This window comes from Subtercola frigoramans (genome assembly GCF_016907385.1).
GTDB classification, from domain to species: Bacteria; Actinomycetota; Actinomycetes; order Actinomycetales; family Microbacteriaceae; genus Subtercola; species Subtercola frigoramans.
Genome location: NZ_JAFBBU010000001.1, coordinates 3,320,098 through 3,344,175, shown reverse-complemented (window position 1 = coordinate 3,344,175; position 24,078 = coordinate 3,320,098). Strand labels below are relative to the sequence as shown.

The window sequence follows — 24,078 nt, the reverse complement described above, 5'->3', positions numbered from 1 at the left end:
GCTTTGGCCCGCTTGCCGTCGGTGCGGGGCTCTGGATCAGCGAATCGTGACACTCAGAACGGATCCAGAGCGTGCCTGTGTGGCAGTGTCGCCGGCAATCTCAGTAGAGCACTGCCTCCAGAGCCTCGGCCACGGGCGTGTCGCCAGCGATCGCTTCGAACTGGGCGCCGATGCCCGTGCCGTCGAGAAGCGTTGCGACGATGATGGCGGCAACATCGTCGCGCGGGATCCCGCCCCGCCCCGTACTCCCCGCGAGTGTGACCTGCCCGGTTCCGGCCTCATCGGTCAGCCCACCGGGCCGGATGATCGTGTAGTCCAGATCGCGCGACCGCACCGCTTCATCGGCCTCGCCCTTGGCGCGCAGGTACACCTGGAAGACGTCGTCAGAGTCGGGCAGCGAAGCATCGGCCCCCATCGACGAGACCAGTACGAAGCGACGGATGCCCGCCAGCTCCGCCGCGTCAGCCAGAAGTACCGCGCCGTCACGATCGACGGTCAACTTGCGCTCGGCGCTCGAGCCCGGCCCGGCGCCGGCCGCGAAGACGACGGCGTCGACACCCTGCAGGTCGCGAGCGAGGGTCTGGGCATCCACTGCCTCGAGGTCGATGACCACCGGAATGCCGCCGGCGACGAGCACGTCTGCCGCGTGATCGGGGTTTCGGATGATCGCCACCGCCTCGTGGCCGGCCTCTGCGAGGCGTTTCTCGGTGAGCAGTGCGATGGCGCCGTGACCTCCGGCTATAGCGATTCTCATGCCTCCATACAACTCTTGTGCGGCTGGGAATGCAGCGTGAAGTCGACCTATCGGTCGCCAGGGCGGCTGTGCAGGAGGAGCTGCGGACTGTTGCGGGGTTCGACGCGTGCGGGTGGAGTTGCTAAACTCGGTGTCGGCTCCCCGCGTGGCGCCATCCAGGCCAACTCCCCCAGGGCGGAAACGCAGCAAGGGTAACCGGGCTCTGGCGGGTGCGCGGGGGGTCATTTCTCGTCTGGGCCCCTCGATCGTTGTGCCGAACAGGGCTATAGGCCAGACCACGTGGGTCCGTCGCCGACGCGATCGGGCCGTTCTCCAGGCGCACTTTCTGTAGCGGGGTCGTCCTCCACAGGTCGCAGAGTGTTCATGATCAGTGCACAGGCAGTGCGTTCCCAGCCGGTACTCCCTAGTCTGGAACAGGCATGGCAGAACGGATGCCGACCGGTCGATCGCGCGGTGGTTTGCGCGGGAGGTCTTCTCGTCTAAGGAGCAGCGTGGCGCGCAGTATCTACATCACCTCTGCCGAGGGTCATTCGGGCAAGTCGACCATTGCGGTGGGCGTGCTCGAAATCCTCGGGCGCTCCGCCGGCCGGGTCGGTGTCTTTCGCCCGATCGCCAGGTCGGTGACCGAGCGAGACTATGTTCTCGAGATGATGCTCGCGCATCACGGCTCGGGGCTCAGCTACGAGCAGACCATCGGGGTCACCTACGACGACGTGCACACTGACCCAGAGGCGGCGCTCTCGCGCATCGTGGAGCGCTACAAAGACGTCGAACGGTTGTGCGATTCCGTGGTCATCCTCGGCTCGGACTACACCGATGTCGGCAGCCCTTCGGAGCTCTCGTTCAACGCCCGTATCGCGGCCAACCTGGGGGCTCCTGTTCTTCTGGTGCTCGGTGGGCGCGCCGGGCAGGGGTCGTCAGAGATGCTCGGGCACTCCGAGCCCCGCACGCCCGACGACATGCGGCAGATCGCCGAACTCGCCCTCGTCGAGCTGAAGGCCGCCCATGCCACGCTGGTCGCCGTCGTCGCCAACCGCGCCGACCCCGAGAACCTCGAGAAGATCCGCGACGCGATAGCCCGCGTCATGGGCGACACGTACTTCGGCGCGACCGACAGCCGCGTGCCCATCTGGTCGATTCCCGAAGACCGCATCCTGGTGGCCCCGAGCATGACGAATGTGCTCGAGTCGATCGGCGGCACCATGATCAAGGGTGACTCGCGACTGCTCGGCCGCGAAGCGCTCGGTGTGGTGGTCGCCGGCATGTCGATGGTGAATGTGCTCCCGCGCCTCAGCGAAGGGGCGGTCATCGTGATCGCTGCAGACCGCACCGAGGTTCTGCTGGCCGCGCTGATGGCAAACGCCTCGGCGACGTTCCCCAGCCTCTCCGGCATCATCCTCAACGGCGGGTTCGAGTTGCCAGAGCCGATCCAGCGGCTGATCGACGGGCTGGCGCCCACCATTCCGATCATCACGACCCCGCTCGGCACCTACGACACGGCGGTGCGCATCACCGGCACGCGCGGTCGACTGGCCGCCGACTCCCAGCGCAAGTACGACGGCGCACTCGCTCTCTTCGAAGGGTATGTCGACGGCAACAGGCTCCTCGAACTGCTTGATGTGAGTACGTCGACCGTCATCACCCCGCTGATGTTCGAATACGGCCTCATCGACCGGGCCCGTGCGGCAAAGCGGCACATCGTTCTCCCCGAGGGCACGGATGACCGGGTCCTCCGTGCGGCGGGCACTGTTCTCACCCGGGGCATCGCCCGGCTCACCATCCTCGGCGACGAGGAGGAGATCCGCGGGCGCGCCACGAGCCTCGGGGTGAACCTCGACGCGGCGGTCATCGTCAGCCCGTTCGACCCCGTGCTGCGGGAGCGTTTCGCAGAGGAGTACGCGAGCATCCGGTCGCACCGCGGCATCACGCTCGACATGGCGCGTGACACCGTGAGCGATGTGTCGTACTTCGGCACGATGATGGTGCACCTGGGCATGGCCGACGGCATGGTGTCTGGAGCAGCGCACACGACAGCGCACACCATTCGGCCGGCCTTCGAGATCATCAAGACACGGCCCGGTGTCTCTGTGGTGTCGAGCGTGTTCCTGATGGCGCTCGCCGACCGGGTGCTTGTCTACGGCGACTGCGCCGTCATTCCCGACCCGACCGCCGAGCAGCTCGCCGACATCGCCATCTCGTCGTCTGAGACGGCGGCCCAGTTCGGCATCGAGCCGCGGGTCGCGATGCTCTCGTACTCGACGGGCGCCTCGGGCATGGGGGCCGACGTCGAGAAGGTGCGAACGGCGACCGAGTTGGTGAGGGCCAGGCGCCCCGACCTGCTTGTGGAGGGGCCGATCCAGTACGACGCGGCAGCCGACGCCGCCGTCGCCGCGGCGAAGATGCCGGAATCGTCGGTGGCCGGGCGCGCGACAGTGTTCATTTTTCCCGACCTCAACACGGGCAACAACACCTACAAGGCGGTGCAGCGGAGTGCGGGGGCCGTGGCCGTAGGTCCGGTACTCCAGGGCCTCAACAAACCGATCAATGACCTGTCGCGGGGGGCGCTGGTCGCCGACATCGTCAACACGATCGCCATCACGGCGATCCAGGCAGCAACCGGCGAAGTGACGACACTCGACCGGCAGTCATCACCGGAGACGCTCGCCGCCGTCGAGCAGTCGAGCCCGGTTCGCTCACCGGGAGCCGCACAACAGACCGCCGAACAGGAGCACACCGTATGAGTGCCGTACTCGTCATCAACAGCGGCTCCTCGTCGCTCAAATACCAGCTCATCGAGATGACGACCGAGACCGTGCTCGCCAGCGGGCTGGTCGAGCGCATCGGGGAGAAACTCGCGTCGACGAAACACGAGGTTTCGGGTGAAGCTCACAAGCGCGAGCTGCCTGTCGCGACCATGACGGAGGCCTTCACCGTGATGGTGGCGGCCTTCGACGAGCACGGGCCGTCACTCGCCGAGTTTCCGCCGGTCGTCGTCGGGCACCGGGTGGTGCACGGGGGCAAGCGGTTCTTCAGTGCCACGATCGTCAACGACCTCGTGAAGATCAACATCGACGACCTGTCCGAGCTTGCGCCGCTGCACAACCCGGCCAACCTGCAGGGCATCGACGCGGCAGAACTGGCCTTCCCCGGTGTTCCGCAGGTAGCAGTGTTCGACACTGCATTCCACGCCACGTTGCCTGCCGCCGCATACACGTACGCGATCGATGCCGAGATCGCCGAGAAGAACCGGGTGCGCAAGTACGGGTTCCACGGCACCTCGCACAAGTTCGTCTCCGAAGCCGCCGCGGAGTTCCTCGGGCGCCCTCTGGCAGAGCTCAAGACCATTGTGCTGCACCTCGGCAACGGAGCGTCGGCCTGTGCGGTCGACGGCGGCATCTCCGTCGACACGTCGATGGGGCTCACTCCCCTCGAGGGCCTCGTCATGGGAACACGCTCCGGCGACCTCGACCCGGCCGTGCTCATCTACCTCAACCGCAAGGCTGGCCTCGGTTTCGCCGAACTCGACACCCTCCTGAACCGATCGAGCGGCCTCCTCGGCATGACGGGCAGGGGCGACATGCGCGACGTCGTCGCCGCAACCGATGCGGGTGACGAGGCCGCGATTGTCGGCCTCTCGGTGTATATCCACCGGCTCAAACACTACGTTGGTGCCTACCTTGCCGGCCTCGGTGGGGCAGACGCGATCGTCTTCACCGCCGGCGTGGGCGAGAACAGCCCCGTCGTTCGTGCCGGCGCGCTCGAGGGCCTCGAGTTCCTCGGAATCCGCCTCGACCCCGAGCGCAACATCTCGCCCGAGCGCGGACCGCGCCTCATCTCGGCTGAAGACTCGGCCGTTGCCGTGCTCGTCATCCCGACCAACGAAGAGCTGGAGATCGCCCGTCAGGCGCTCGCCGCGGTCTGAGCTCGCGCTCTCGACAGCACGCTGACCTCGGCGCATACCTGCACCACAATGGGGAGATGAAGACGTCGGGCGCAAAGACGATCATCCAACGCCACCGAATCGTCGAGGGTATCGAAAAGTTCGCGATTTGACGACGCATCAATGCCTGCGCGAAGCCCGCTTCCACCGGTGAAAACAGGGAACGAAACACGTCCGCTGCCCAAAGTGGCCGATCGGAGTTCGCGGTCATTCATATCGTTCGTCATGCGTGTGAGTTTATCTCAGTAAATTGCCTGGGTCGACATAGTGCTGGCGCTCTGGCCATGCATCGATTCTGGCATTGGCCCCCGTTCGCTCCGCGCGTCAGTCGACGAGCAGCTGCGCCATGCGGTGCGGCATGAGCTGACGGAGCACGATCGAGGTGGCGGTGCGACGGATGCCCGGGCAACGGAGGATCGCCTGCCCCACTTCGTACAGATCATCCGGGTCGCGGGCGACGACCTGGCAGATGATGTCGTCGGCTCCAGCGATGGCCGAACATTCGATGACCTCGCGGATGCCCGCCAGGGCGTGAATCGTCTGGTCGAAGGTATCCTGCTCGACTTCCGCCGTCACGAACGCGCGGATGGGGAGCCCGAGGCCAGCCGGCTCCACCCGCACGCTGTGCGCGAGCAGTGAGTTGGAGCGCGTCAGGCGGTCGAGCCGGGCCTGGATCGTACCCCTCGCCAGGCCCAGGCGCTGGGCGAGCAGCAGGACGGGCGCTCGCGGGTCGTCGTCGAGCGCTCGCAGGATGCGCCGGTCGGTGGCGTCGATGTCGGGCATAGTGCGAACCTCCTGCGCATGGACCATCAGAATACTGGTCAATCTGATCAAGCGGAATACAGCCGATTGCGCAAATCGCCCAGTGCGTCTCTACTTGTCGGTATGACCAGTGACTTCGCCCAGACGGCGCCCAACAGCCCTGCTCCCGCTCGCGTCACGGTCGGTGCCTACCTCGCGACCCGTCTCGTGCAGCTCGGGGCCCCGCATCTCTTCGGCCTGCCCGGAGACTTCAACCTCAGCCTGCTCGACGAGATGCTCGCTGTCGACGGCACAGAGTGGGTCGGCGCGACCAACGAGCTCAACGCGTCCTACGCCGCCGACGGGTATGCGCGCATCCGCCGCGGCATCGGCGCCGTCGTCACGACCTTCGGTGTCGGCGAGCTCTCCGCGATCAACGGCGTGGCCGGCAGTTTCGCCGAAGACGTGCCCGTCGTGCAGATCACCGGCATGCCCCAGACCTCCGCCCAGATGGCCGGCGCACTGTTGCACCACACCCTCGCCGACGGTGATTTCGAACACTTCGTGCGTGCCTACGACCAGGTCACGGCGGCCTCCGTCGTCGTCAAGACAGCAACCGCGCCCGCCGACATCGACCGCATTCTGCTCACCGCCCTCAATGAGTCGAAGCCCGTGTACATCGGCGTTCCGGCCGACGTCGCCGTCGCCACCGTCTCGGCCGCGAACCTGCGCGAGCCACTCGCTCCCTTCGGCAGCAACGACCGGCAGCTCGAACGTTTCGCGGCAGCTCTTCGCGGGGCCGTGTTCTCGGCCCGTAGCGTGAGCCTGTTGGTGGGGCCACGGGTTCACCGGCGGCACCTGGAGCCGGTCATCCGGTGCATTGCCGACGCGCCCGGCGTCTACATCGCGACCCAGAGCGGCTCGAAGGCGATTCTCGACGAGTCGCACCCCGCCAGCATCGGAACCTACATCGGCGCCCACACCCGCGTCGACGAAGCCCGCCGCGCCATCGACGACGCGCCCCTGCTCGTGCTCGCCGGAACGATCATGAGCGACCTGCTGACCGGCTTCTTCACCCACCGCTTCGACCCCGAACAGGCTGTCGAGTTGGCAATGAGCTGGGCGCGGGTCGGCGAATCGACTTTCTTCGGCGTGCAGCTCGAAGACTCGCTGCGAGTGCTCAACGAAGTGCTGCAGGATGCCCGGCTCGACCAGGTGCCGCCCATCGACGTCGCCCGTGGTGCTGCCCGCGACGACGAAAGTGACGTCGCCGCTGCTACCGGGACGCCGGCGGGGGGTTCCCCGAGTGATGCGGTTGGGGCGGCGCCGAGTGTCGCGCCGACGCGTGAAGGGGGAGAGCCGCACTCTGCAGCAGACGCTGGTGTTGCCGGGACAGATGCCGCAGGCGCAGCGGCCCAGGTCGGCAGCAGTGTCCAGGCCGCCGTCGCACCCGATGTTCCGGGTGACGACGCCCTCACGCACGCGAGTTTCTGGCCGCAGATCCAGGGCTTCCTCACGCCGAACACCACTGTTATCGCTGAAGCCGGCACGGCGTTCTTCGGCGCGGTCGACCTTACGCTGCCCGACAACTGCGACCTGCTGGGCCAACCGGTCTGGTCGTCGATCGGATTCACGTTGCCTGCGACCCTCGGCGCCTGCCTTGCGGCACCGGAGAAGCGCGCCGTGCTGCTGATCGGGGACGGGTCGGCGCAGCTGACGGTGCAGGAATTGGCGAGCATCCTGCACCGCGGGCTCACGCCCGTGATCGTCGTGCTGAACAATGCGGGGTACACGATCGAGCGGGCAATTCAGAGCCCGAACGCGATCTACCAGGACGTGACGCCGTGGAACTGGACGGCCCTGCCCGCCGCGTTCGGTGCCGCTGACCGCGCGGTGACCGCTTTGGCGACCACGGCAGCCGAGCTGGCGGATGCCCTGGCCCTCGCCGCGCGCACGCCCGACAAGCTCGTGCTCATCGAGGCCGTGTTGCCGCAGCTCGATGCGCCGCGCCTGCTGAAGCTTCTCGGGGCCGGGCTGGCCGAGGCGAACGCGCCGGTCGCCGCTGTTGCGCTCGTCTGACGTCGCGGCCGCGCTCGCCTGATTCGCGACTCACGCCCGTCCCTGCGCCCGACGCCCTGCGCAGGCGCCGAGCTGGCGGGAGCGGCCCTTCACGCGAGGATCAGGGGGCGTGCCACGCCAGGTCGGTGCGGAGAAGCCGTCCAGCAGGGCGGAAGGCCGCCGCCGAGGTGGATCCGGGCACAAACGGACGAACCTGGGCGGGTCCGACGCGTATAGCGCGCCGGTTGGGCTGAGGTTCGTTGGATTGTTCGCGCAGGGTGAGTCAGGCATCCGTCGTGCGCGAACGGTGTGAGCCGGGCATCCGGCAACCCGGACTTTCGTAACGCAGCCGGCGAATCGACCAACCGTCGGCCCTGAGCCCGATCTCGCCACATAGTGCCGAGGTTTGACTCAGGGCCGACGATTGGTGGAACGCCTTCACAGCTTCAGCGGGACGGGCCCGCGTGTCGGCGGTGGCGGATACGATTGGTGCCATGGTCACAGCCCTCTACCGCCGCTACAGACCTGAGACGTTCGGCGAAATGATCGGCCAGTCACAGGTCACAGAGCCGCTGATGACCGCGCTGCGGACCAACCGGGTGAACCACGCGTACCTCTTCTCAGGGCCGCGCGGCTGCGGCAAGACGACCTCTGCCCGCATCCTGGCGCGTTGCCTGAATTGCGCTGAGGGCCCCACCGACACCCCGTGCGGTGTCTGCCCGAGTTGTGTGGAGCTCAGCCGCGACGGCTCGGGTTCGCTCGACGTCGTCGAGATCGACGCGGCGAGCCACAACGGGGTGGATGATGCACGAGACCTGCGCGAACGTGCCGTCTTTGCTCCCGCCCGCGACCGCTACAAGATCTTCATCCTCGACGAAGCGCACATGGTCACCCCGCAGGGCTTCAACGCGCTGCTGAAGATCGTCGAAGAGCCGCCGGAGCACATCAAGTTCATCTTCGCGACCACCGAGCCCGACAAGGTGATCGGTACCATCCGGTCGCGCACACACCACTATCCGTTCCGGCTCATCCCGCCCGCCCAGCTGCTCGAGTACGTGCAGGCCCTGTGCGAGATCGAGGGAGTCACGGCGGCACCAGGGGTGCTGCCCCTCGTGGTGCGTGCCGGTGGCGGCTCCGCTCGCGACACGCTTTCTCTGCTCGACCAGCTCATCGCGGGCTCCGAGAGTAACCGCATCGAGTACGAGCGGGCCGTGGCGCTGCTCGGGTACACGCACTCGTCACTGCTCGGCGAAGTGGTCGACGCGCTGGGCGCGCACGATTCTGCGGCGGCGTTCGGGGCAGTTGATCGGGTCATCCAGACCGGGCAGGACCCCCGCCGCTTCGTCGAAGACCTGCTCGAGCGGCTGCGTGACGTGATCATCGTGGCGGCGACGGCCGAGAACGCCTCTGCGGTGCTGCGCGGAATGCCGCAAGACGACCTGCTGCAGATGCAGCAGCAGGCGACGCTGTTCGGCGCGGCTGAACTCTCCCGTACCGCCGACATCGTCAACGCGGCTCTCACCGAGATGACCGGGGCGACGTCTCCGCGACTGCACCTCGAGCTCATGATCGCGCGGGTGCTGGTTCCGGCGAGCGACGACACGGCTCGCGGGGCGCTTGCCCGTGTCGAGCGTCTCGAGCGGCGCGTGGGCGTCGACGGCGCCCCCCTCGCTGTTGCGCCGTCAGCTGGTGCAGCTTCGGCTGCAACAGCGGCAGGTGGAGCAGCAGATCCTGCTACAGCTGTTCGTGATGCGGGCGCGCAGGCACCGGGCGGGGACGCGCAGGCACCCCAGATCCAGGCGGCGGGTTCGACTGCCGGTTCAGCATCCGGGGGCGCTCCTCGAGGCGCAGGGGCACCGGAATCGGCGAAAGACGAGGCCCTCGCGGCCGCCCTCGCCGATCATCACGCACCCGCGCCCGTCGCAGCGGCCGTTCCCGGCGAGGTCACGCTCGAACAGTTGCGTGACGCCTGGCCCGAAGTACTCGAAGCGGTGCAGAGGGCAAAACGCACGGCATGGATGGTCGTCTACACCGCCTCGGTCCGCGCCCTCGCGGGCGATGTTCTCACGCTGAGCTTTCCGAGCGAGAACGATGTCGCGAGCTTCAAAGAGCAGCAGGCGCCCGGCCAGGGGGTCAGCGAGTACCTCCGCCAGGCGATCCTCGAGATCATCGGTCTGCGGGTGAAGTTCATCGCGAGGGTCGACGTCGCAGGTGGAGGAGTCGGGGGAGGCGCAGCCGCAGCCGCCTCGCAGGCACCGACACATCCGCCGACTCCCAGCGCGTCGGTGACTACTGGTTCAGTGACTCCTGGTTCAGCGCCGACTGGTGCTGTGCCGAGTGCGTCCGTGCCGGTTGCGTCGCCTCGAGCTTCCTCTACTCCAGGTTCGTCAACCCCGGTAGCGTCGACTCAGCCTGCCTCGGGGCAGCCTTCTGCGGGGCCCGCCGTTCGGGCGCAGGGGGGCACAGGGCCGCAGGTCCCGGCACCCGGGAGTGCAACGCCGCCAGCGTCGCCTGCCCGCCCGGCGTCGACTGGTTCGGCACCGACTCGCCCTGCCTCCACCGGCTCGGCCACAACCGGCAGACCATCTTCCGGCGCACCAACTCGCACGGCAACAGCCGGCGGCGCGGGCCGCGCATCGTGGCCGACCGTCGCCATCCCCACCTCTGCGCCCGAGCCGGGTGACGAACCCCTGCGTGCGGGGGCGATTCCCATGAGCATCCCGAACCCGAACCAGGCGCCGGCCCAGAGCCCGTCGCCGCTCCGGCACCGGGATGCTGAGCCGAGCCTCTCGCCAGACCAGAGCCCGTCAGCGCGAGTGTCTTCGCAGCGGCCCGCTCAGAGCCCGGTGCAGAAGGCCGCCGGTCGCCCGAACGGTACCCTGCGCCCAGGCTCCAGCTCGACCGACCCCACGGCAGGCATCCCGGACTTCGTTCCCGACGACCTTCCTGACGACATCCCCGAAGGGGACATTCCCGACTACGACGAATCCAGCGTTGCTGCTGCGTGGGCCGACCCGTCCAGCGAGATTCCGATCGACGCTGGGCCGACCGACTGGGATCCGAGCGACTCGGCGCCGCGTGCCAAGCCGGTCACGAATGCGACTGCGAATGCGGCGCGACCCGGTGCTGCGCCAGCAACCGGCCCGAGGACATCGACCCCCGACGCACCTTCGACGCAAGCTCCCCGCGGCACGACTCCGGCATCACCCCGGCCAGGCACAACGCCGCCCGCGGCACCCCGTTCGGGCGGATCGACGGGGTCACGGGCTGCGGCGGAGCCCCGATCATCCGGCCCCCGCTTCGGCGAGAAGGAGCGGTACGGCGAGGCGGTCGTGCGTGAGATTCTCGGGGCCAGTTTCATCGAGGAGCGGCCCGTCGCTCCGCGAAGCAACCCTGGCATGGCGCCCGGCAGAGACAGCTAGGCGGCAGAGCACATGTATGAGGGAATCATCCAGGAACTGATCGACGAGCTCGGTCGGCTGCCCGGTATCGGGCCCAAGTCTGCCCAGCGCATCGCCTTTCACATTCTGCAGACCGAGAGTTTCGACGTCACCCGGCTTGCCGAAGTGTTGATCGAAGTGCGCGACAAGGTGCATTTCTGCTCGATCTGCGGCAACGTCTCTGAACAGGACACCTGCTCGATCTGCCGCGACCCGCGGCGTTCACAGAACGTGATCTGCGTGGTCGAAGAGGCCAAAGATGTCGTCGCCATCGAGCGGACCCGAGAGTTTCGCGGGCTGTACCACGTGCTCGGCGGCGCCATCAGCCCGATCGACGGGATCGGGCCCGACAACCTTCGCATTCGTGAGCTGATGCAGCGACTCGCCGACGCGACCGTCGAAGAAGTCATCATCGCGACAGACCCGAACCTCGAGGGCGAGGCGACGGCCACCTATCTGTCGCGGTTGCTGACGACCCTCGAGATCCGCGTGACGCGCCTCGCCTCAGGCCTGCCCGTGGGGGGCGACCTCGAATATGCCGACGAGGTGACCCTCGGGCGAGCGTTCGAGGGCCGGCGCCTCGTCGAGAAGTAGAGGTCTGCCGTGCGATGGCGCCCTCCCATGCCCGGTCGGCCGATCCTGCCAAGGGGTACGGATGCGGCACAGGCCGCGACCACACCGGCCGCGGGGGCCGGGTCTGGGTCACCTGCCGAGGCCGGGCCGGATCCGGTCATCCGACCCCCTGACTCACCGGCATCAGCCACTCCCTCCGAGCCCGAACCAGAAGAGAGCCCGATGACCACCGACTTCCCGCTGGGTGACCCCACACTCCTCGCCGCTTTCTGGCGCTACGAACGGGCACTGATGACGAATGACGTGGCAGAGCTCGACGCTCTCTTCGCGGATTCGCTCGAAACCGTGCGCAGCGATGGGGGAGCTGCGCTGGTCGGCCATGACGCCATTGCCGCATTCAGGGCTGCCCGGCCAGCCGTTCCACAGCGATACCTCCGGCGTGTGCACGTGCGGCCGATCGACGAGAATTCAGCGGTCATCGTCGCTGAGACGGTGCGCGACGACTCCGGCACCGGCACTCAGACCCAGCTGTGGCAGCGCGCCGACGCGGATTCTCCGTGGGCCGTCGCTGTCGCGCACGTCTCTACAGCCCCGGGAGTTGCGCTGGGCGCCGCATCCGCGGCGTCGAAGATGACGCTGACCGACGCGGAGGAGCGCGCCATCTGGGCGACCCCCGAGCAGCGACGCCCCCTGCGAACCCCCGCAACGAGTTCCGAGATGACCCCACCCGGCACGGCCGCTGGTGCAGCATTGGCCGGCGCGGGCGCACTGCAGGGCATCCGGGTCGCCGTCAAAGACCTGTTCGCCGTCGAAGGCGAGATCATCGGTGCCGGCAACCCCACCTTTGCTGCTGGCCGCACGCCCGAAGCAACGACCGCACCCGCCGTGCAGGCGCTCATCGACGCCGGCGCCGAGATCACGGGCCTCGCCCAGACCGACGAACTGGCGTTCTCGATCGCCGGCACCAATGTGCACTTCGGCACGCCCCCCAACCCCGCTGCACCCGGCCACATCTCGGGCGGGTCGACGAGCGGGCCGGCCTCTGCCGTCGCACTCGGCCTCGCCGACCTCGGGCTCGGCACAGACACGGCCGGCTCGATCCGGGTGCCCGGCTCCTACACCGGGCTCTACGGCCTCCGAACGACGCACGGTGCCGTCTCGCGCGAGCGGCTCGTCCCGCTGGCGCCGAGTTTCGACACCGTCGGCGTGCTCGCCCGCGACCTTGCGACCCTCGAGGCCGGCGCGGTTGCGATCCTCGCCACAGGCGGAGGTGCTTCCGAGGCAACCCCACCCGCCCCGGCCGGCCAGTCATCGTCAACCGCGGCCGCGTCGCCCGCTGTCGCCGAGCCCGTCGTGTCGCCCGCCCCCATCGCGCGCATCATCGTCGACCAGACGCTCGTCGCCCTCGCCGACGCACCCACGCAGTTGACGTTTGAAGCCGCCTTGCGCGCTCTCTCTCTCAACTCCGGCGCACCGATTGTCTCCTCCGGCGCTGCAGGGCAGAACTTCTCGCTCTCTCCTGACGTGCTCGACTCGTGGTTCACCGCTTTCCGCGTCGTGCAGCAGTACGAAGCCTGGCAGGCCGATGCCGAATTCGTCACCGCCAACCCCGACGCCCTCGACCCGGCGATCGCCGAGCGCTTCCGCGTAGCGAGCACCATCACCGACAACGAGGCAGCGGATGCCAGGGCCACACTCGCCAGCGCCACCCACACGCTCGAGGCCGCCATCCCCCCGGGGTCTGCCCTCGCGCTGCCCTCGACGTCGAGCGGCGCCCCCCGCATCACCGCCGACCCAGCCGAGATCGACCGCGTGCGTGCGGCGACCCTCCGCCTCACCTGCCTCGCATCGCTCTCCGGACTCCCCGCCCTCACCCTGCCCTACGGCCGCTCGGGCACCCTCCCGGTCGGTCTCTGCCTCATCGGCGCCCGTGGAGCCGACCTCGCCCTCATCGCTCTGGCCACACCCCGCGCCTGAGCTGAAACCGCCCGGTACTCCCTCGCCCGGGCACTCCCCGTCCCGGCAGGGCATCCTCGCCGGGTTCACCGCCAGCCCGGTGGGGCCGCATCGTGCCGGCCGATCGGCCCGTGCATCCATTCCGACGCAGCGCTGCGGGTCGGCGCGCCCACTCCGAACCGTGCGCATGGTTGGCGTCGGCCATGCCCGACCCGCCTGGCCGGTGGCGGGCTGCAACTACGCCACTCGCCAGTGGCGGCTGATTTCGGTCATGCCCCGCTCGGCCGGGCGGCTGGCTGTTGCCAGACCCCGTCTCGCACACGCACCCCGCTTCGCGGCCCCACCGCGGACACTGCCTCATCGCAGCCGACCCGCGCATGCAGAATCCAGCCACCCCGGCACAACTACACTTGATAATCGCGTGTCCGTACCGCAGGCGCGGCACCGAGGGCTTCCCAGCTCCCACCGCCCCGCACCCCCCCTCCGCACCACACCCCAGGAGCCACCGAGTGAGTTTGATCGTGCAAAAGTACGGCGGATCATCCGTCGCCGATGCCGAGAGCATCAAACGGGTCGCCAAGCGCATCGTCGAGACCCGCAAGGCCGGCAACGAGGTCGTCGTCGCCGTGAGCGCCATGGGCGACTCCACCGACGAACTGCTCGACCTCGCTCACCAGGTGACGCCAATACCGGCCCCCCGCGAGCTCGACATGCTGCTCACCGCCGGCGAACGCATCTCGATGGCTCTCCTCGCCATGGCGATCAAGAGCATGGGCCACGATGCCCGCTCGTTCACCGGCAGCCAGGCCGGCATGATCACGGATGCCCGGCACGGCCAGGCTCGCATCGTCGACGTGACACCGGGCCGCGTCCGCGACGCGCTCGACGAAGGCGCCATCGCCATCGTCGCCGGCTTCCAGGGATTCAACCGGGGTACCGGTGACATCACCACCCTCGGCCGCGGCGGGTCAGACACGACCGCTGTTGCCCTCGCGGCCGCCCTCGACGCCGATGTGTGCGAGATCTACACCGACGTCGACGGCATCTACACGGCAGACCCTCGCGTCGTGCCCCGAGCGCACAAGATCGACCGCATCTCGAGCGAAGAGATGCTCGAACTCGCCGCAAACGGGGCCAAGGTCCTCTATATTCGCGCAGTGGAATATGCCCGCCGTCACGGGGTTACTCTGCACGTGCGCTCCTCGTTCAACAACAACGAAGGCACGATCGTCTACAACGAGAGTGCCACCGAAGAGACGATCGCCGCGGCCGTGCGCACGAGCACGGGCACGATCCCCGTCCAGAGTTCAGACCCCTCCAACCCCACACAGAAGAGCGAGACCACCGTGGAAGAGCCACTCATCGCCGGCGTTGCCACCGACCTCAGCGAGGCCAAGATCACCGTCGTCGGCGTGCCCGACATCCCGGGCAAGGCGGCGCAGATCTTCAACATCGTCGCCAAGACCGGCGCGAACATCGACATGATCGTGCAGAACGTCAGTGCAGCATCCACCGGCCTCACCGACATCTCGTTCACACTGCCGAAGTCTGACGGCCAGACCGTGCTCACCACCCTGACGGCCGAGCAGTCCGAAGTCGGGTTCGCGAGCCTGCAGTACGACGACCAGATCGGCAAGCTCGCCCTCGTCGGTGCTGGCATGCGCACCAACGCCGGGGTCTCCGCCAAGCTCTTCACCGCGCTCTACGAGGCCGGAATCAACATCGAGATGATCTCGACCAGCGAGATCCGCATCTCGGTCGTCACCCGGGCCGACACCGTGAACGACGCCCTCCGCGTGGTGCACACCGCTTTCGGCCTCGACGGCGACGAAGAGGCCGTCGTCCACGCCGGCACCGGCCGCTAACCCCTCTCACTTAGGAGTACCAACTTCGGCTGTTCTGGCGGCCCAGTGCCAGCAGAAGTTGGTACTTCTTACGTTGGACCTCGTCGGGGCCGCGCCAGCCGCGCTCGCGCAGGACGTGCGCGAGCTGCGTGACGAGCAGGCTGAACTGGTCCGCCGAATCTGCCCCGGTCGCCCGAAAGACACGCCACCCGAGGGCTTCGAGGCGCCTGGTGCGTGTGACATCATGCCGCCATTGTGACTGCGACACCCGGTGTCCGTCCCCCTCGTATTCGACGCAGACCCTGAACTTCTCAAATCGAAGGTCTGGGCGCGCGACGAATACCCCCTTCTCGTCAAACACGTTCTCATTCACTTCGGGCGCGGGGAACCCGGCACAGGCAAAAGCCACCCGCAGCTTTGATTCCTGAGGCGATTCCGACCGGTCGCTGATCAAGTCGAGCGCGGCGCGAACCATCTCCGCCCCGCGGAGTCGCTTAAAGCTGTCGAAAGTCCGTCTGAGGTCGACGACCGAACAGAGTCGAGCTCGACGCGCCACTAAGTAGTCGCCCGCCGCAACCAACTCCTCGAGTGAGAGTTCGCTCGCGAGTTGGCACCACAGCCGTGCCGGTGTCACTATGCGGTGGCCTCGGAGAAGACGGATTTCTGACGTGCCCACGTTCAGGCGGTGGCTGATGATCTTCTGCGCGCGGACTGGTGCGTCTCCGGCGCTTACTCCGAGATGCAGGGGAAGCTGAGCGGAAAGCCGAAGGGGAAGGGGGCACCCCAGGAGCTGGGCAGCAGTCTGGTGACAGAAGAACGCTCGTTCGGGCATCCGGTGCGAATACGCCTCGCAGAGCGAGTCGATCGTGGATGGGTTCGATGAACTCCGAATACCCCAGAACGGCGTGTGGAGGTCTGGGCTGCGCAGGCGGCCCCCGGTGACTCCGAGCCCGAGACCTTCCGATACACGAAAGCTGTCGCGACCGACGGTCAGTTCGCGGGGCAGTCTGCTGGGAACTCGCATCTGTCGAGCATTCCTCGCCCGACTGACCCCCACGCGTCTTCGCGCGCATTCGGTGGACAACTCTCCCACTCCCTGCCTGTGTACTTCCACCACCCGTCACGTGGGTGTCACCACTTCTGTTGTTCTGGCCCGGTCATGACTGGGGAAGTTGGTACACCAGAAGGTAAAGTGGGACGTTCGAGCAGACCACCCGAGCAGATGGAACAGCAGTGAGCGAATCAGTTCAGACCCCCGCAGCGGCCACCGTGACAACCGGCACCGCACCCAGCCTCAACGTCGGCGTCGTCGGCGCCACCGGCCAGGTCGGCAAGGTCATGCGCCAGCTGCTGGATGATCGCCAATTCCCCATCGCGAGCATCCGGTTCTTCGCCAGCGCTCGTTCCGCAGGCTCGACCCTCACCTTCCGCGGCGAAGAGATCGTCGTCGAAGACGCCTCCACCGCCGACCCGTCCGGGCTCGACATCGCCCTCTTCTCCGCCGGCGCCACCGGCTCGCGTGCCCTCGCCCCGAAGTTCGCCGCGGCCGGCGTCACCGTTATCGACAACTCCAGCGCGTGGCGCATGGACCCCGACGTTCCCCTCGTCGTCAGCGAGGTCAACCCACACGCGATCGACGAAGCCCGCAAGGGCATCATCGCGAACCCCAACTGCACCACCATGGCCGCCATGCCCGTGCTGAGAGTGCTGCACGCCGAGGCCGGCCTCGAACGCCTCATCGTCAGCACCTACCAGGCCGTCTCGGGCAGCGGTCTTGCCGGCGCCGAAGAGCTCGCCACCCAGGCCGCCGCGGCCATCGCCCAGGGCAACGTGCTCGACCTCGTGCACGACGGGGCCGCCGTCACGTTCCCCGCACCCGTGAAGTACGTGCGCCCCATCGCCTTCGACGTCATCCCGTTCGCCGGCAACCTCGTCGACGACGGCCTGAACGAGACCGACGAAGAGAAGAAGCTGCGCAACGAGAGCCGCAAGATCCTCGAACTGCCCGAGCTCCTCGTCAGCGGAACCTGCGTTCGTGTGCCCGTCTTCACCGGCCACTCGCTCTCTATCAATGCCGAATTCGCCCGCCCGCTCAGCCCCGAGCGCGCCCTCGAGCTCCTGTCTTCCGCACCGGGCGTGCAGGTGACGGATGTCCCGACCCCCCTCGAGGCGGCCGGTACCGACCCCAGCTATGTCGGTCGCATCCGCACCGACGAGGGTGTGCCGAATGGCCGTGGCCTCGCGCTGTTCATCAGTAACGACAACCTGCGGAAGGGTGCCGCGCTCAACGCGGTGCAGATCGCCGAGATCTTCGCCGCACGCGCCGCCGCCGCAGCCTCGGGAGCGACGAGCGTAGTGGCCCCAGCGGCTGTGGAGCCCGCACTCTCCGCGTAGCCCTCCGGGCGCGCGCCTCTCCCAGGCGCGCGCTTATACTGAGGTTTAATCAGCTATGCTGTTCGGGTCATGGATGATCAGACCCTCCACTCGCTGGCCGACACCGCAGCCCTCCTCGCCTTCTGCGGCGTCCTCGCGATCGCGGCCTGGCTCGTGCTGGCCCTCGCGTTGGCCCTGTTCGTCGGCCGGGGTATCGCGCTCTGTTCGGCGCGCGATGAGATCCGACAGCGTTCGTCACGGCCGCCTGCCCGGGTTGTGGGGCGGGTGACCACGCGGCCCACCGCGCGCTTCGCGACACTGGCTCCTCCACAGATCGGCGACGCTCACCACCAAGCCTGCATCCCCGACCTGTCAAACGATCCGGCGGGCGAGCCTCAGGCGGTACATTGTTACCGTGAGTTCACAGCCCCCGATGCCGTCACACCCTCACGCTCTCGCGCGGGTACTGACAGCTCGTGAACTGTCCGATGCTCGTGCACGGCGCCGCACCTCCTGCACTCTCTCGTATCGAACCCCATGCCGGGCCGTCGAGTAGGCGAAGACTCCGTCTCCGACATCGGTGACGAGAGCTATGTTCGGGACCCGGATCCTCTGAAGCGCTCAACCGGCCAGAGCGACCCCGGCCAGAGCGATCTCGGCCGGGGCGAGCTCAGCCCGGGGCACCCCGGCCCGAGCGAGTCCGGCGTGCCAACCCTCAACGATCCAACCCTCAACGATCCAAACGCGGACGATCCCGACGCCGACGATCCCGACGCAGACGATCCAACCGTCGACGATCTCCCCGATCACGACCCGCCGGTGCTCCCCGAACCCGTGCACTCCGCCTGGTCCGAGATCCGCGTCGCCGGAGTGCTGGTTTCCCTGCAGATCGGCCGGTCATACTTCTGGCCCATCTCCGCAGCGGCCGTCGCCGTGCTGGTGCTGGGCGCGCTCAATGCCGCAAAACTCATCTTCTCGGGCCTCCCGAGCGACATCGCAGCTCCAGCCGACCTCGCGTACTTCGTGGCCCTCTTCATCAGCACCCTCCTGGTCACCGACTTCAGGCTGAGCGTCGGCCGCCTCGCCTCCCTTCCGTCTGTCAGCCTTGCGGTCTCCCTGCTCGTGACAGCCGATTTCGCCAACCAGTTCTTCCTCTCCATCGCGGTCTGGACCCTGGGCTTCTTCTGTGGCCTGCTGCTGAACTCGCGCAATCCCAGCCTCTCCCTGTATGGCAGTGGCCTGGCCGCCCTCGGTGCCACGGCCTGGGTCGCCGTGGTCAAGGCGCTCGCCGATGCTGGGGTCTGGCCCGTCGCCTACATTCTGGTTGCGACGGCCGTCTATCTGAGCGTGATCCTCGGAATCGAGTTCGCTCGGCAGAAGGGTCGGTGGAGCATCCAGCACACCTTCGGAATCTCTGGATTCAGTGCGAGGCGCCTGCTCGGTGTGTACTTCGCGATCAGTGCACTCGCTCTGGCGATCGGCTACATCTATTCGTCGCTCTATTTCTTGCTCGTCGAAGTGAACCAGACTCATCGCGCCGCGGGGATCATCCTGCTCGCCGGCGCGATTCTCTTTCTCGCGTCGAAGTGGCGACAGCAGCGTGCGCTCCGCCGTCGCCTGAAGGGGCTGACCGACGCGGCGCTGCGACTGCCGTGGGACACCAGCCGCGGGCTGGAGGCGATCGCGGTCGAGATGGTGAACAACACCATCGTCGCCGACCGCGTCGACGTGCGTGCAACAAAACCGGGCCACAACGAGATCGGCTATTCCGTACGACTGGCCCCAGACCAGCACGCCTACCTCGTCGCCTCGCGCGAGGTGAGCGCTGTGCCCTTCGCTCGCGACGATGAGCGCGCTCTCGAAGCCCTTGCGCACCTCGCCACTGAGGCCGCTCGCGTCACCGAAGACATGGCCGATCTCGTTCTTCGGGCCAACAGCGACTCGCTCACCGGGCTGCCTAACTACAGCGCTTTTCGCACCGCCCTCGCGAAAGCGAACGAAGAGCGCTCGTATTCCGGTGCCATCGCCGTTCTCTTCATCGACCTCGACAGCTTCAAACAGCTCAACGACCGGCGCGGTCATCACGTCGGCGACGTCATGCTCATCGCCATCGCCGATCGACTTCGCGAGGCCGCCCGCCCCGGCGACGTCGTCGCCCGCGTCGGCGGCGACGAGTTCGTCGTTGTACTCACCGAGCTCCGCACGTTGCTCGAGGCGAAGGAGCTCGCCGAGCAAATCACCGCGGCCGCCGGCATGCCGATCTTCTACGAAGACACCGAGCTCCGTCCCATTCTCAGCGTGGGCCTCGCCTTCTCCGCCCACCGCGAGACCGACCCGAACCAGCTGGTCATCGACGCCGACAGCAGCATGCTCGCCGTGAAGAAGTCGCGCCGCCAGGGCGGCCCCAGCTCCGAGAGCACCATCAACATCTCGCCCCACCGCTCGGCCCGCATCAACGACATCGTCGCCGACGCCATCGACAACGAGAAGCTCACCGTCGTCTTCCAGCCGATCGTCAATATGATCGAGAACCGCATCTGGGGGTACGAGGCTCTCGTGCGCCTCACCGATCCCGACCTCGGCGCCATCTCGCCGGGCGCGCTCGTCGAGCGGGCGAAGAGCTTCGGGCGCATGGATGAGCTCACCCGTCAGGTCATGTCGAAAGCGATGACCGCGGCCAGGGCCATCCAGCTCATCGAACCCTCCATCGCGACCATGACGGTCAACCTCGAGGTCGGGCAGATCACGGATGATCACCTCGGCCTCTTCGCGAAGAACCTCGCCGACCGCTACCCCTCCATCTCGCTGTGTCTCGAACTCAATGAGCGATCGCTGCGGTACGTCACCGACGATCTGCGCAGGCAGTCCCAGGCGCTCAGGGACCACGGCATCCTCATCGCGATCGACGACTACGGCTCGGAGAACTCCTCCGTCGGTTCCCTCGTGCGCATCCCGATGGACATCATCAAGCTCGATCGCAGCCTGATCGACGACCTCGACGACTATCGCCAGCGTGAGGTCGTCAAAGCACTGCAGAGTTTCAGCGACTCCACCGACTACCTCACCATCGTCGAGGGCATCGAGTCGAAGGAGACGGCAGAGATCCTCCGCCGCGTCGGCGTTCGCAACGCCCAGGGCTACTACTACGGTGTGCCTGCAACCTACGAACAGGTCGTCGACCGGTTGAACCGGCACGGCACGGTCGCCCTGGTGCCGCCTGCGCCCAAGGCTCGCTGAGCATCAACGGAGGTCGGCCACGGGAGCGTTCGAGAACGGCGGCCGGGCATCCATCGGCCGTGAGATCGGTCGCGATAACGCATAAGCTACTGGCAACATGACGTGGGAACATGACTGAGAAGCGCAAGCGCCTGGCGATCATCGACGACCACACCCTGGTTCTCGACGGCCTGTCGACCTGGTTCGCCGCCAACGCACCCGATTTCGACCTCGTCATCTCGGTTTCGGTGTGGTCGGAGCTCATTCGCCACCCCGCCTTCCCGCCTGACGTTGTGCTCATGGATTTTCAGCTGGTCGAACCGCTCACCATCGAGTCCCGGGTCGGCCTCTGCAAGGCAGCCGGCGCGGCCGTCGTGGTGATGAGCGCCGTCACCAGCACGGCCGAGATCGGCCGCATCCTGAACGCAGGGGCATCGCGTTTCGTGCCGAAGTCGCAGCCGGCGGCAGAGCTCCTCGCCGCCGTTCGGGCCGCGGTCGCTCCGCCACCTGCCTGGGAGTACACGCCGGCCTGGGGTTCGAAGCCGGCGTCAGGTACCCAGGGCGAGGTCCCCGCCGGTCTGGCGGGGGTCAACGCCGGGCCGCAGTCGCAGATACAACTTCCGTCTGGGTTGCAGTCTCCCGCCGGGTTACCTCCCTCCCAGCCCACGGTGCCACGCCGACCGCGTTTCAGCGACAAAGACATTGCGATTCTCAACCTCTACGCCAACGGCCACAACCCGGTGGAGGTGGCGATGATGCAGAACATCCGGGCGGGGGCCGTCCGCAAGGCCCTCGAGCGAATGCGTGCCGCCTACGAGAAGGTGGGCAGGCCGGCGGATGATCGGGAGACCCTCATTCGCAGAGCCGCCGAAGACGGCTTCCTGAGCTGACTCGCACGCGCCCGACGCTGGTCGGGGGTGAAGACCTACTGGACTTTGCCCTCGATGGTGGTCGGCGCGGGCGGCTGGAAGATCGCCACGCGGATCGGCTGGTGCACGACCGAGCGGGTCCCTGCGGCACTGCCGCCGACACCGCCGATGGCGTCGACCGTGATCGTCATGGAGAAGTCGAGTACGAGGCCGTAGGTGTCATCGGTCAGAACACCGATGGTGTTGCTCTCGAGCTGGAATCCGCCCTTGGGCGAGGTGATGAGGAGCCCGGCGTCAGACCGCAGAGCTTCTGGATCGAGCGTGGTCGTCACCGGGTCGAGGTTCAATACGAACGGTGTCGCTGAGGTTCCGCCCGTCGTGCTCGTGGTCGCAGTCACCGTGACGTTCGACATGTAGACCGGGCGCTTCTGAGCGAACGGCGCGTCAGCAGCAACGGCGCGATCGAACACACTGATGACGAAGGAGAACTTCTTGTTCGCCGTGGTGTACCACTCGTGAGTTTTCTGCTCTGTCCAGACGTCCAGCTGCAGCTCGAGGTTGTCTCCGATGGGTACGACGGGGTGCACTGAGCCGAAGTCGGTGAAGACCGAGTCGAAGGCGAGCGTGGTCGACGGCGTGGGAGTCGGCGCAGTGGTCGCCGCAGCGTTGGCTGCGCCAGGGGCTGCGCCGAGAATTCCACCGAAGGTGGAGCATCCGGTGCTCACGACGGCCATGCCGCTGATCACGATCGCGGCGAGGAGGCGGGACTTCCATTTACGCATGGGCAGACTTTCGTACGGGTTGTGCTGGCAGGGAGGGGTTCGGCACGCGTCATGCTGGGTGACGCGTGCCGGTGTGGTGCGTTTGCTGTGCTGTGAGGCGGAGCTGTGTGTGCGGGTCTGTGAATGTCGGCCGGGTCGCATCGAGCCCGGTGCAGAAAAATGTGCTGCGCACGTGGGTATGGCGTGCGAGCACGTCAGTTTTGCATGTGTGGGCTGGTCGCCGCCGGGCGAACGGGCCCATCCTGCCAAAACTGGGGGATTCTTAGGGCGTTCTTTGGCATTTCTTGTTGCTAAGCCGCGGATCGACGCCGTCGGCATATGCCGTTGTGGGCATAGATGCGCCCTCCACCACGACCACGTTGTCGCAGAGCACGACGGTGCCCGCATCTCTCGCCGCACCGACGACGTTCACCGCGAATCCGTTGGGCGCTGCGGCGAAGGAGTTCGCGGCGAAGGTGTTGCCCGAGCCCCACGGCGGCACGATGACGTGCACCTGGGCTCCGTCGACGGGGGAGTTCCGGCCGGTGTTCGAGCCGATCATCCAGCCGTTGCCTTTCACGTCGATGAGTGAATCGACCTCGGTCGAGGCACTGCCGTCGAACGAGTTGCCGGTGACCTGACCACCGGTGGTGCCCTCTTTGATGTCGATGTTCTCGGCGGTGGTGCCAGAGATCCTATTGCCCACCAGTAGGTTGCGGTCGCTCTGGTCGGGGTTGCACGCAGAGATCGTGCACCAGTTCGACTGGGCCGTTCCCACGTAGATGCCCTCGCCGAACTTCGCCTCGGCGAGCCCGGTCTGGCCGATCGTGTTGTTCTCGACGAGGTTGTCGCTGCTGCCGGCGCGCAAGTGCACAGCCTCGTCGCCGACCGAGGTGACCGACAGATTCGAGAGGGTGTTGTTCGATGAGGTGTCGAGCAGGATGCCCTTCTGGGCTCCGGTCACAGAGAAGCCGCTCAGTCTCCAGTACTGGGCGCCGTCGAGGTGCAAAGCGTAGCCCGAGCCGAGTGCGCCGCCGTCGATCACCGCGCTCCGGTCGCCGCAGAGCGTGATCGGGGCCGCAGCTGTGGCCACAGCCGTGGCCGTGAAGTGCCCACTGTAGGTGCCGGGCGCGAGAAGCAGAATGGTCCCGGGTGTCACTGAGGCGAGGGCCGAGCTCAGTTCGTCAGCTGAGGAGACGAGTACGCCTGCCGGGCATCCGTCGACGGCCGTCGTCGTAGCTCGTGGTGCCGACGAGGGTGTCACGCTGGCCGAGCACCCGCTGAGCATCACAATGCTTGCGAGACCGAGCACCAGCCAGCCGGATGCCCGCCAGCGGTCTGCTCGCAGCGACCGTGCCCGCCGGCCCTCCGGCCACAGACCCCGCACTCTCGCGCCTAGTGCACCGCTGATGTCGTCCCCACCACTACAGTTTATAGAAATCCCGCGATCCCGATCGTCGCGGGCAGTTCAAGCCGTGGGTTCGAGATACCGCAGCAGTGTGGGCGCGCATTCGTGCCAGCGCGAACGCGTGCCGATTCTCACGGCGCCGGAA

Annotated in this window: 17 protein-coding genes and 1 other RNA gene; 12 read left to right on the top strand and 6 right to left on the bottom strand. The window is 67.2% G+C overall.

The features are described from left to right. Positions 1-100 precede the first annotated feature (100 nt). Complete coding sequence (locus JOE66_RS15485) at positions 101-754, bottom strand: SDR family oxidoreductase (RefSeq protein WP_205110959.1); 654 nt, start codon at positions 752-754, stop codon at positions 101-103. Between the two features lie 132 nt (positions 755-886). Between JOE66_RS15485 and ffs the strand changes: the two genes are divergently transcribed. The 3 genes from ffs to JOE66_RS15470 all read left to right on the top strand — a co-directional run bounded on the left by ffs (position 887) and on the right by JOE66_RS15470 (position 4,676). Continuing rightward, positions 887-983: signal recognition particle sRNA small type (ffs, locus tag JOE66_RS15480), an RNA gene on the top strand. 262 nt (positions 984-1,245) lie between these two features. Continuing rightward, positions 1,246-3,495 carry a phosphate acetyltransferase gene (gene pta / locus JOE66_RS15475; RefSeq protein ID WP_205110957.1) on the top strand — a complete coding sequence of 750 codons (2,250 nt, stop codon included), beginning with the start codon at positions 1,246-1,248 and terminating at the stop codon, positions 3,493-3,495. After that, positions 3,492-4,676, top strand: coding sequence for an acetate/propionate family kinase (locus tag JOE66_RS15470; protein WP_205110955.1), 1,185 nt, complete (start codon positions 3,492-3,494; stop codon positions 4,674-4,676). Before pta ends, JOE66_RS15470 begins: the two co-directional genes overlap by 4 nt. Here the strand turns inward: JOE66_RS15470 and JOE66_RS15465 are convergent. Together JOE66_RS15465 and JOE66_RS15460 are read right to left on the bottom strand one after the other, a co-directional pair. Continuing rightward, positions 4,655-4,921, bottom strand: a complete 267-nt coding sequence (locus JOE66_RS15465) for a hypothetical protein (protein WP_205110953.1) — start codon at positions 4,919-4,921, stop codon at positions 4,655-4,657. The two genes, JOE66_RS15470 and JOE66_RS15465, sit on opposite strands and share 22 nt — an antisense overlap. 97 nt (positions 4,922-5,018) lie before the next feature. After that, positions 5,019-5,477 (bottom strand): Lrp/AsnC family transcriptional regulator, encoded by a 459-nt coding sequence (locus tag JOE66_RS15460; RefSeq protein ID WP_205110951.1) that lies wholly within the window; start codon positions 5,475-5,477, stop codon positions 5,019-5,021. A 102-nt stretch (positions 5,478-5,579) separates the two neighbouring features. Between JOE66_RS15460 and JOE66_RS15455 the strand changes: the two genes are divergently transcribed. The 5 genes from JOE66_RS15455 (at position 5,580) to JOE66_RS15435 (ending at position 15,327) form a co-directional block, all read left to right on the top strand. Then, positions 5,580-7,514: an alpha-keto acid decarboxylase family protein gene (locus JOE66_RS15455; protein ID WP_205110949.1), complete on the top strand. Its 1,935-nt coding sequence runs from the start codon at positions 5,580-5,582 to the stop codon at positions 7,512-7,514. A 473-nt stretch (positions 7,515-7,987) separates the two neighbouring features. Beyond that, positions 7,988-10,915 (top strand): DNA polymerase III subunit gamma and tau, encoded by a 2,928-nt coding sequence (locus JOE66_RS15450; RefSeq protein ID WP_205110947.1) that lies wholly within the window; start codon positions 7,988-7,990, stop codon positions 10,913-10,915. 12 nt (positions 10,916-10,927) lie between these two features. Next, a complete protein-coding gene (gene recR / locus JOE66_RS15445; RefSeq protein ID WP_205110945.1) occupies positions 10,928-11,527 on the top strand; it encodes a recombination mediator RecR in 600 nt (199 codons plus the stop codon). A gap of 27 nt (positions 11,528-11,554) precedes the next feature. Continuing rightward, a complete protein-coding gene (locus JOE66_RS15440; RefSeq protein WP_205110943.1) occupies positions 11,555-13,483 on the top strand; it encodes an AtzH-like domain-containing protein in 1,929 nt (642 codons plus the stop codon). A 488-nt stretch (positions 13,484-13,971) separates the two neighbouring features. Next, a complete protein-coding gene (locus tag JOE66_RS15435) occupies positions 13,972-15,327 on the top strand; it encodes an aspartate kinase (protein ID WP_205110941.1) in 1,356 nt (451 codons plus the stop codon). 10 nt (positions 15,328-15,337) lie between these two features. Here JOE66_RS15435 and JOE66_RS15430 read toward each other — a convergent pair whose 3' ends face one another. Then, entirely contained in the window at positions 15,338-16,330 is a 993-nt protein-coding gene (locus JOE66_RS15430; RefSeq protein WP_205110939.1) for a putative endonuclease domain-containing protein, read from the bottom strand. A 209-nt stretch (positions 16,331-16,539) separates the two neighbouring features. Here JOE66_RS15430 and JOE66_RS15425 point away from each other — a divergent pair, with 209 nt between their 5' ends. The 4 genes from JOE66_RS15425 to JOE66_RS15410 all read left to right on the top strand — a co-directional run bounded on the left by JOE66_RS15425 (position 16,540) and on the right by JOE66_RS15410 (position 21,785). Next, entirely contained in the window at positions 16,540-17,700 is a 1,161-nt protein-coding gene (locus tag JOE66_RS15425; protein ID WP_372435496.1) for an aspartate-semialdehyde dehydrogenase, read from the top strand. A gap of 69 nt (positions 17,701-17,769) precedes the next feature. Continuing rightward, positions 17,770-18,159 carry a hypothetical protein gene (locus JOE66_RS15420; protein WP_205110937.1) on the top strand — a complete coding sequence of 130 codons (390 nt, stop codon included), beginning with the start codon at positions 17,770-17,772 and terminating at the stop codon, positions 18,157-18,159. Between the two features lie 57 nt (positions 18,160-18,216). After that, positions 18,217-20,916 (top strand): EAL domain-containing protein, encoded by a 2,700-nt coding sequence (locus JOE66_RS15415; protein WP_205110935.1) that lies wholly within the window; start codon positions 18,217-18,219, stop codon positions 20,914-20,916. A 110-nt stretch (positions 20,917-21,026) separates the two neighbouring features. After that, positions 21,027-21,785 (top strand): DNA-binding response regulator, encoded by a 759-nt coding sequence (locus JOE66_RS15410; RefSeq protein WP_205110933.1) that lies wholly within the window; start codon positions 21,027-21,029, stop codon positions 21,783-21,785. Positions 21,786-21,820: 35 nt separating this feature from the next. On the opposite strand, the gene JOE66_RS15405 is transcribed toward JOE66_RS15410, so the two are convergent. Next, complete coding sequence (locus JOE66_RS15405) at positions 21,821-22,546, bottom strand: hypothetical protein (protein WP_205110932.1); 726 nt, start codon at positions 22,544-22,546, stop codon at positions 21,821-21,823. A gap of 262 nt (positions 22,547-22,808) precedes the next feature. After that, complete coding sequence (locus JOE66_RS15400; RefSeq protein ID WP_205110931.1) at positions 22,809-23,912, bottom strand: NosD domain-containing protein; 1,104 nt, start codon at positions 23,910-23,912, stop codon at positions 22,809-22,811. Positions 23,913-24,078 lie beyond the last annotated feature (166 nt).

Bases quoted from the DNA above. Each gene is read 5' to 3' on its own strand.
- JOE66_RS15485 (WP_205110959.1), bottom strand. From the start codon at position 754: ATGAGAATCGCTATAGCCGGAGGTCACGGCGCCATCGCACTGCTCACC.
- JOE66_RS15470 (WP_205110955.1), top strand. From the start codon at position 3,492: ATGAGTGCCGTACTCGTCATCAACAGCGGCTCCTCGTCGCTCAAATAC.
- JOE66_RS15465 (WP_205110953.1), bottom strand. From the start codon at position 4,921: ATGACGAACGATATGAATGACCGCGAACTCCGATCGGCCACTTTGGGC.
- JOE66_RS15460 (WP_205110951.1), bottom strand. From the start codon at position 5,477: ATGCCCGACATCGACGCCACCGACCGGCGCATCCTGCGAGCGCTCGAC.
- JOE66_RS15455 (WP_205110949.1), top strand. From the start codon at position 5,580: ATGACCAGTGACTTCGCCCAGACGGCGCCCAACAGCCCTGCTCCCGCT.
- JOE66_RS15450 (WP_205110947.1), top strand. From the start codon at position 7,988: ATGGTCACAGCCCTCTACCGCCGCTACAGACCTGAGACGTTCGGCGAA.
- recR (WP_205110945.1), top strand. From the start codon at position 10,928: ATGTATGAGGGAATCATCCAGGAACTGATCGACGAGCTCGGTCGGCTG.
- JOE66_RS15440 (WP_205110943.1), top strand. From the start codon at position 11,555: ATGCCCGGTCGGCCGATCCTGCCAAGGGGTACGGATGCGGCACAGGCC.
- JOE66_RS15430 (WP_205110939.1), bottom strand. From the start codon at position 16,330: ATGCGAGTTCCCAGCAGACTGCCCCGCGAACTGACCGTCGGTCGCGAC.
- JOE66_RS15420 (WP_205110937.1), top strand. From the start codon at position 17,770: ATGGATGATCAGACCCTCCACTCGCTGGCCGACACCGCAGCCCTCCTC.
- JOE66_RS15415 (WP_205110935.1), top strand. From the start codon at position 18,217: ATGCCGGGCCGTCGAGTAGGCGAAGACTCCGTCTCCGACATCGGTGAC.
- JOE66_RS15410 (WP_205110933.1), top strand. From the start codon at position 21,027: ATGACTGAGAAGCGCAAGCGCCTGGCGATCATCGACGACCACACCCTG.
- JOE66_RS15405 (WP_205110932.1), bottom strand. From the start codon at position 22,546: ATGCGTAAATGGAAGTCCCGCCTCCTCGCCGCGATCGTGATCAGCGGC.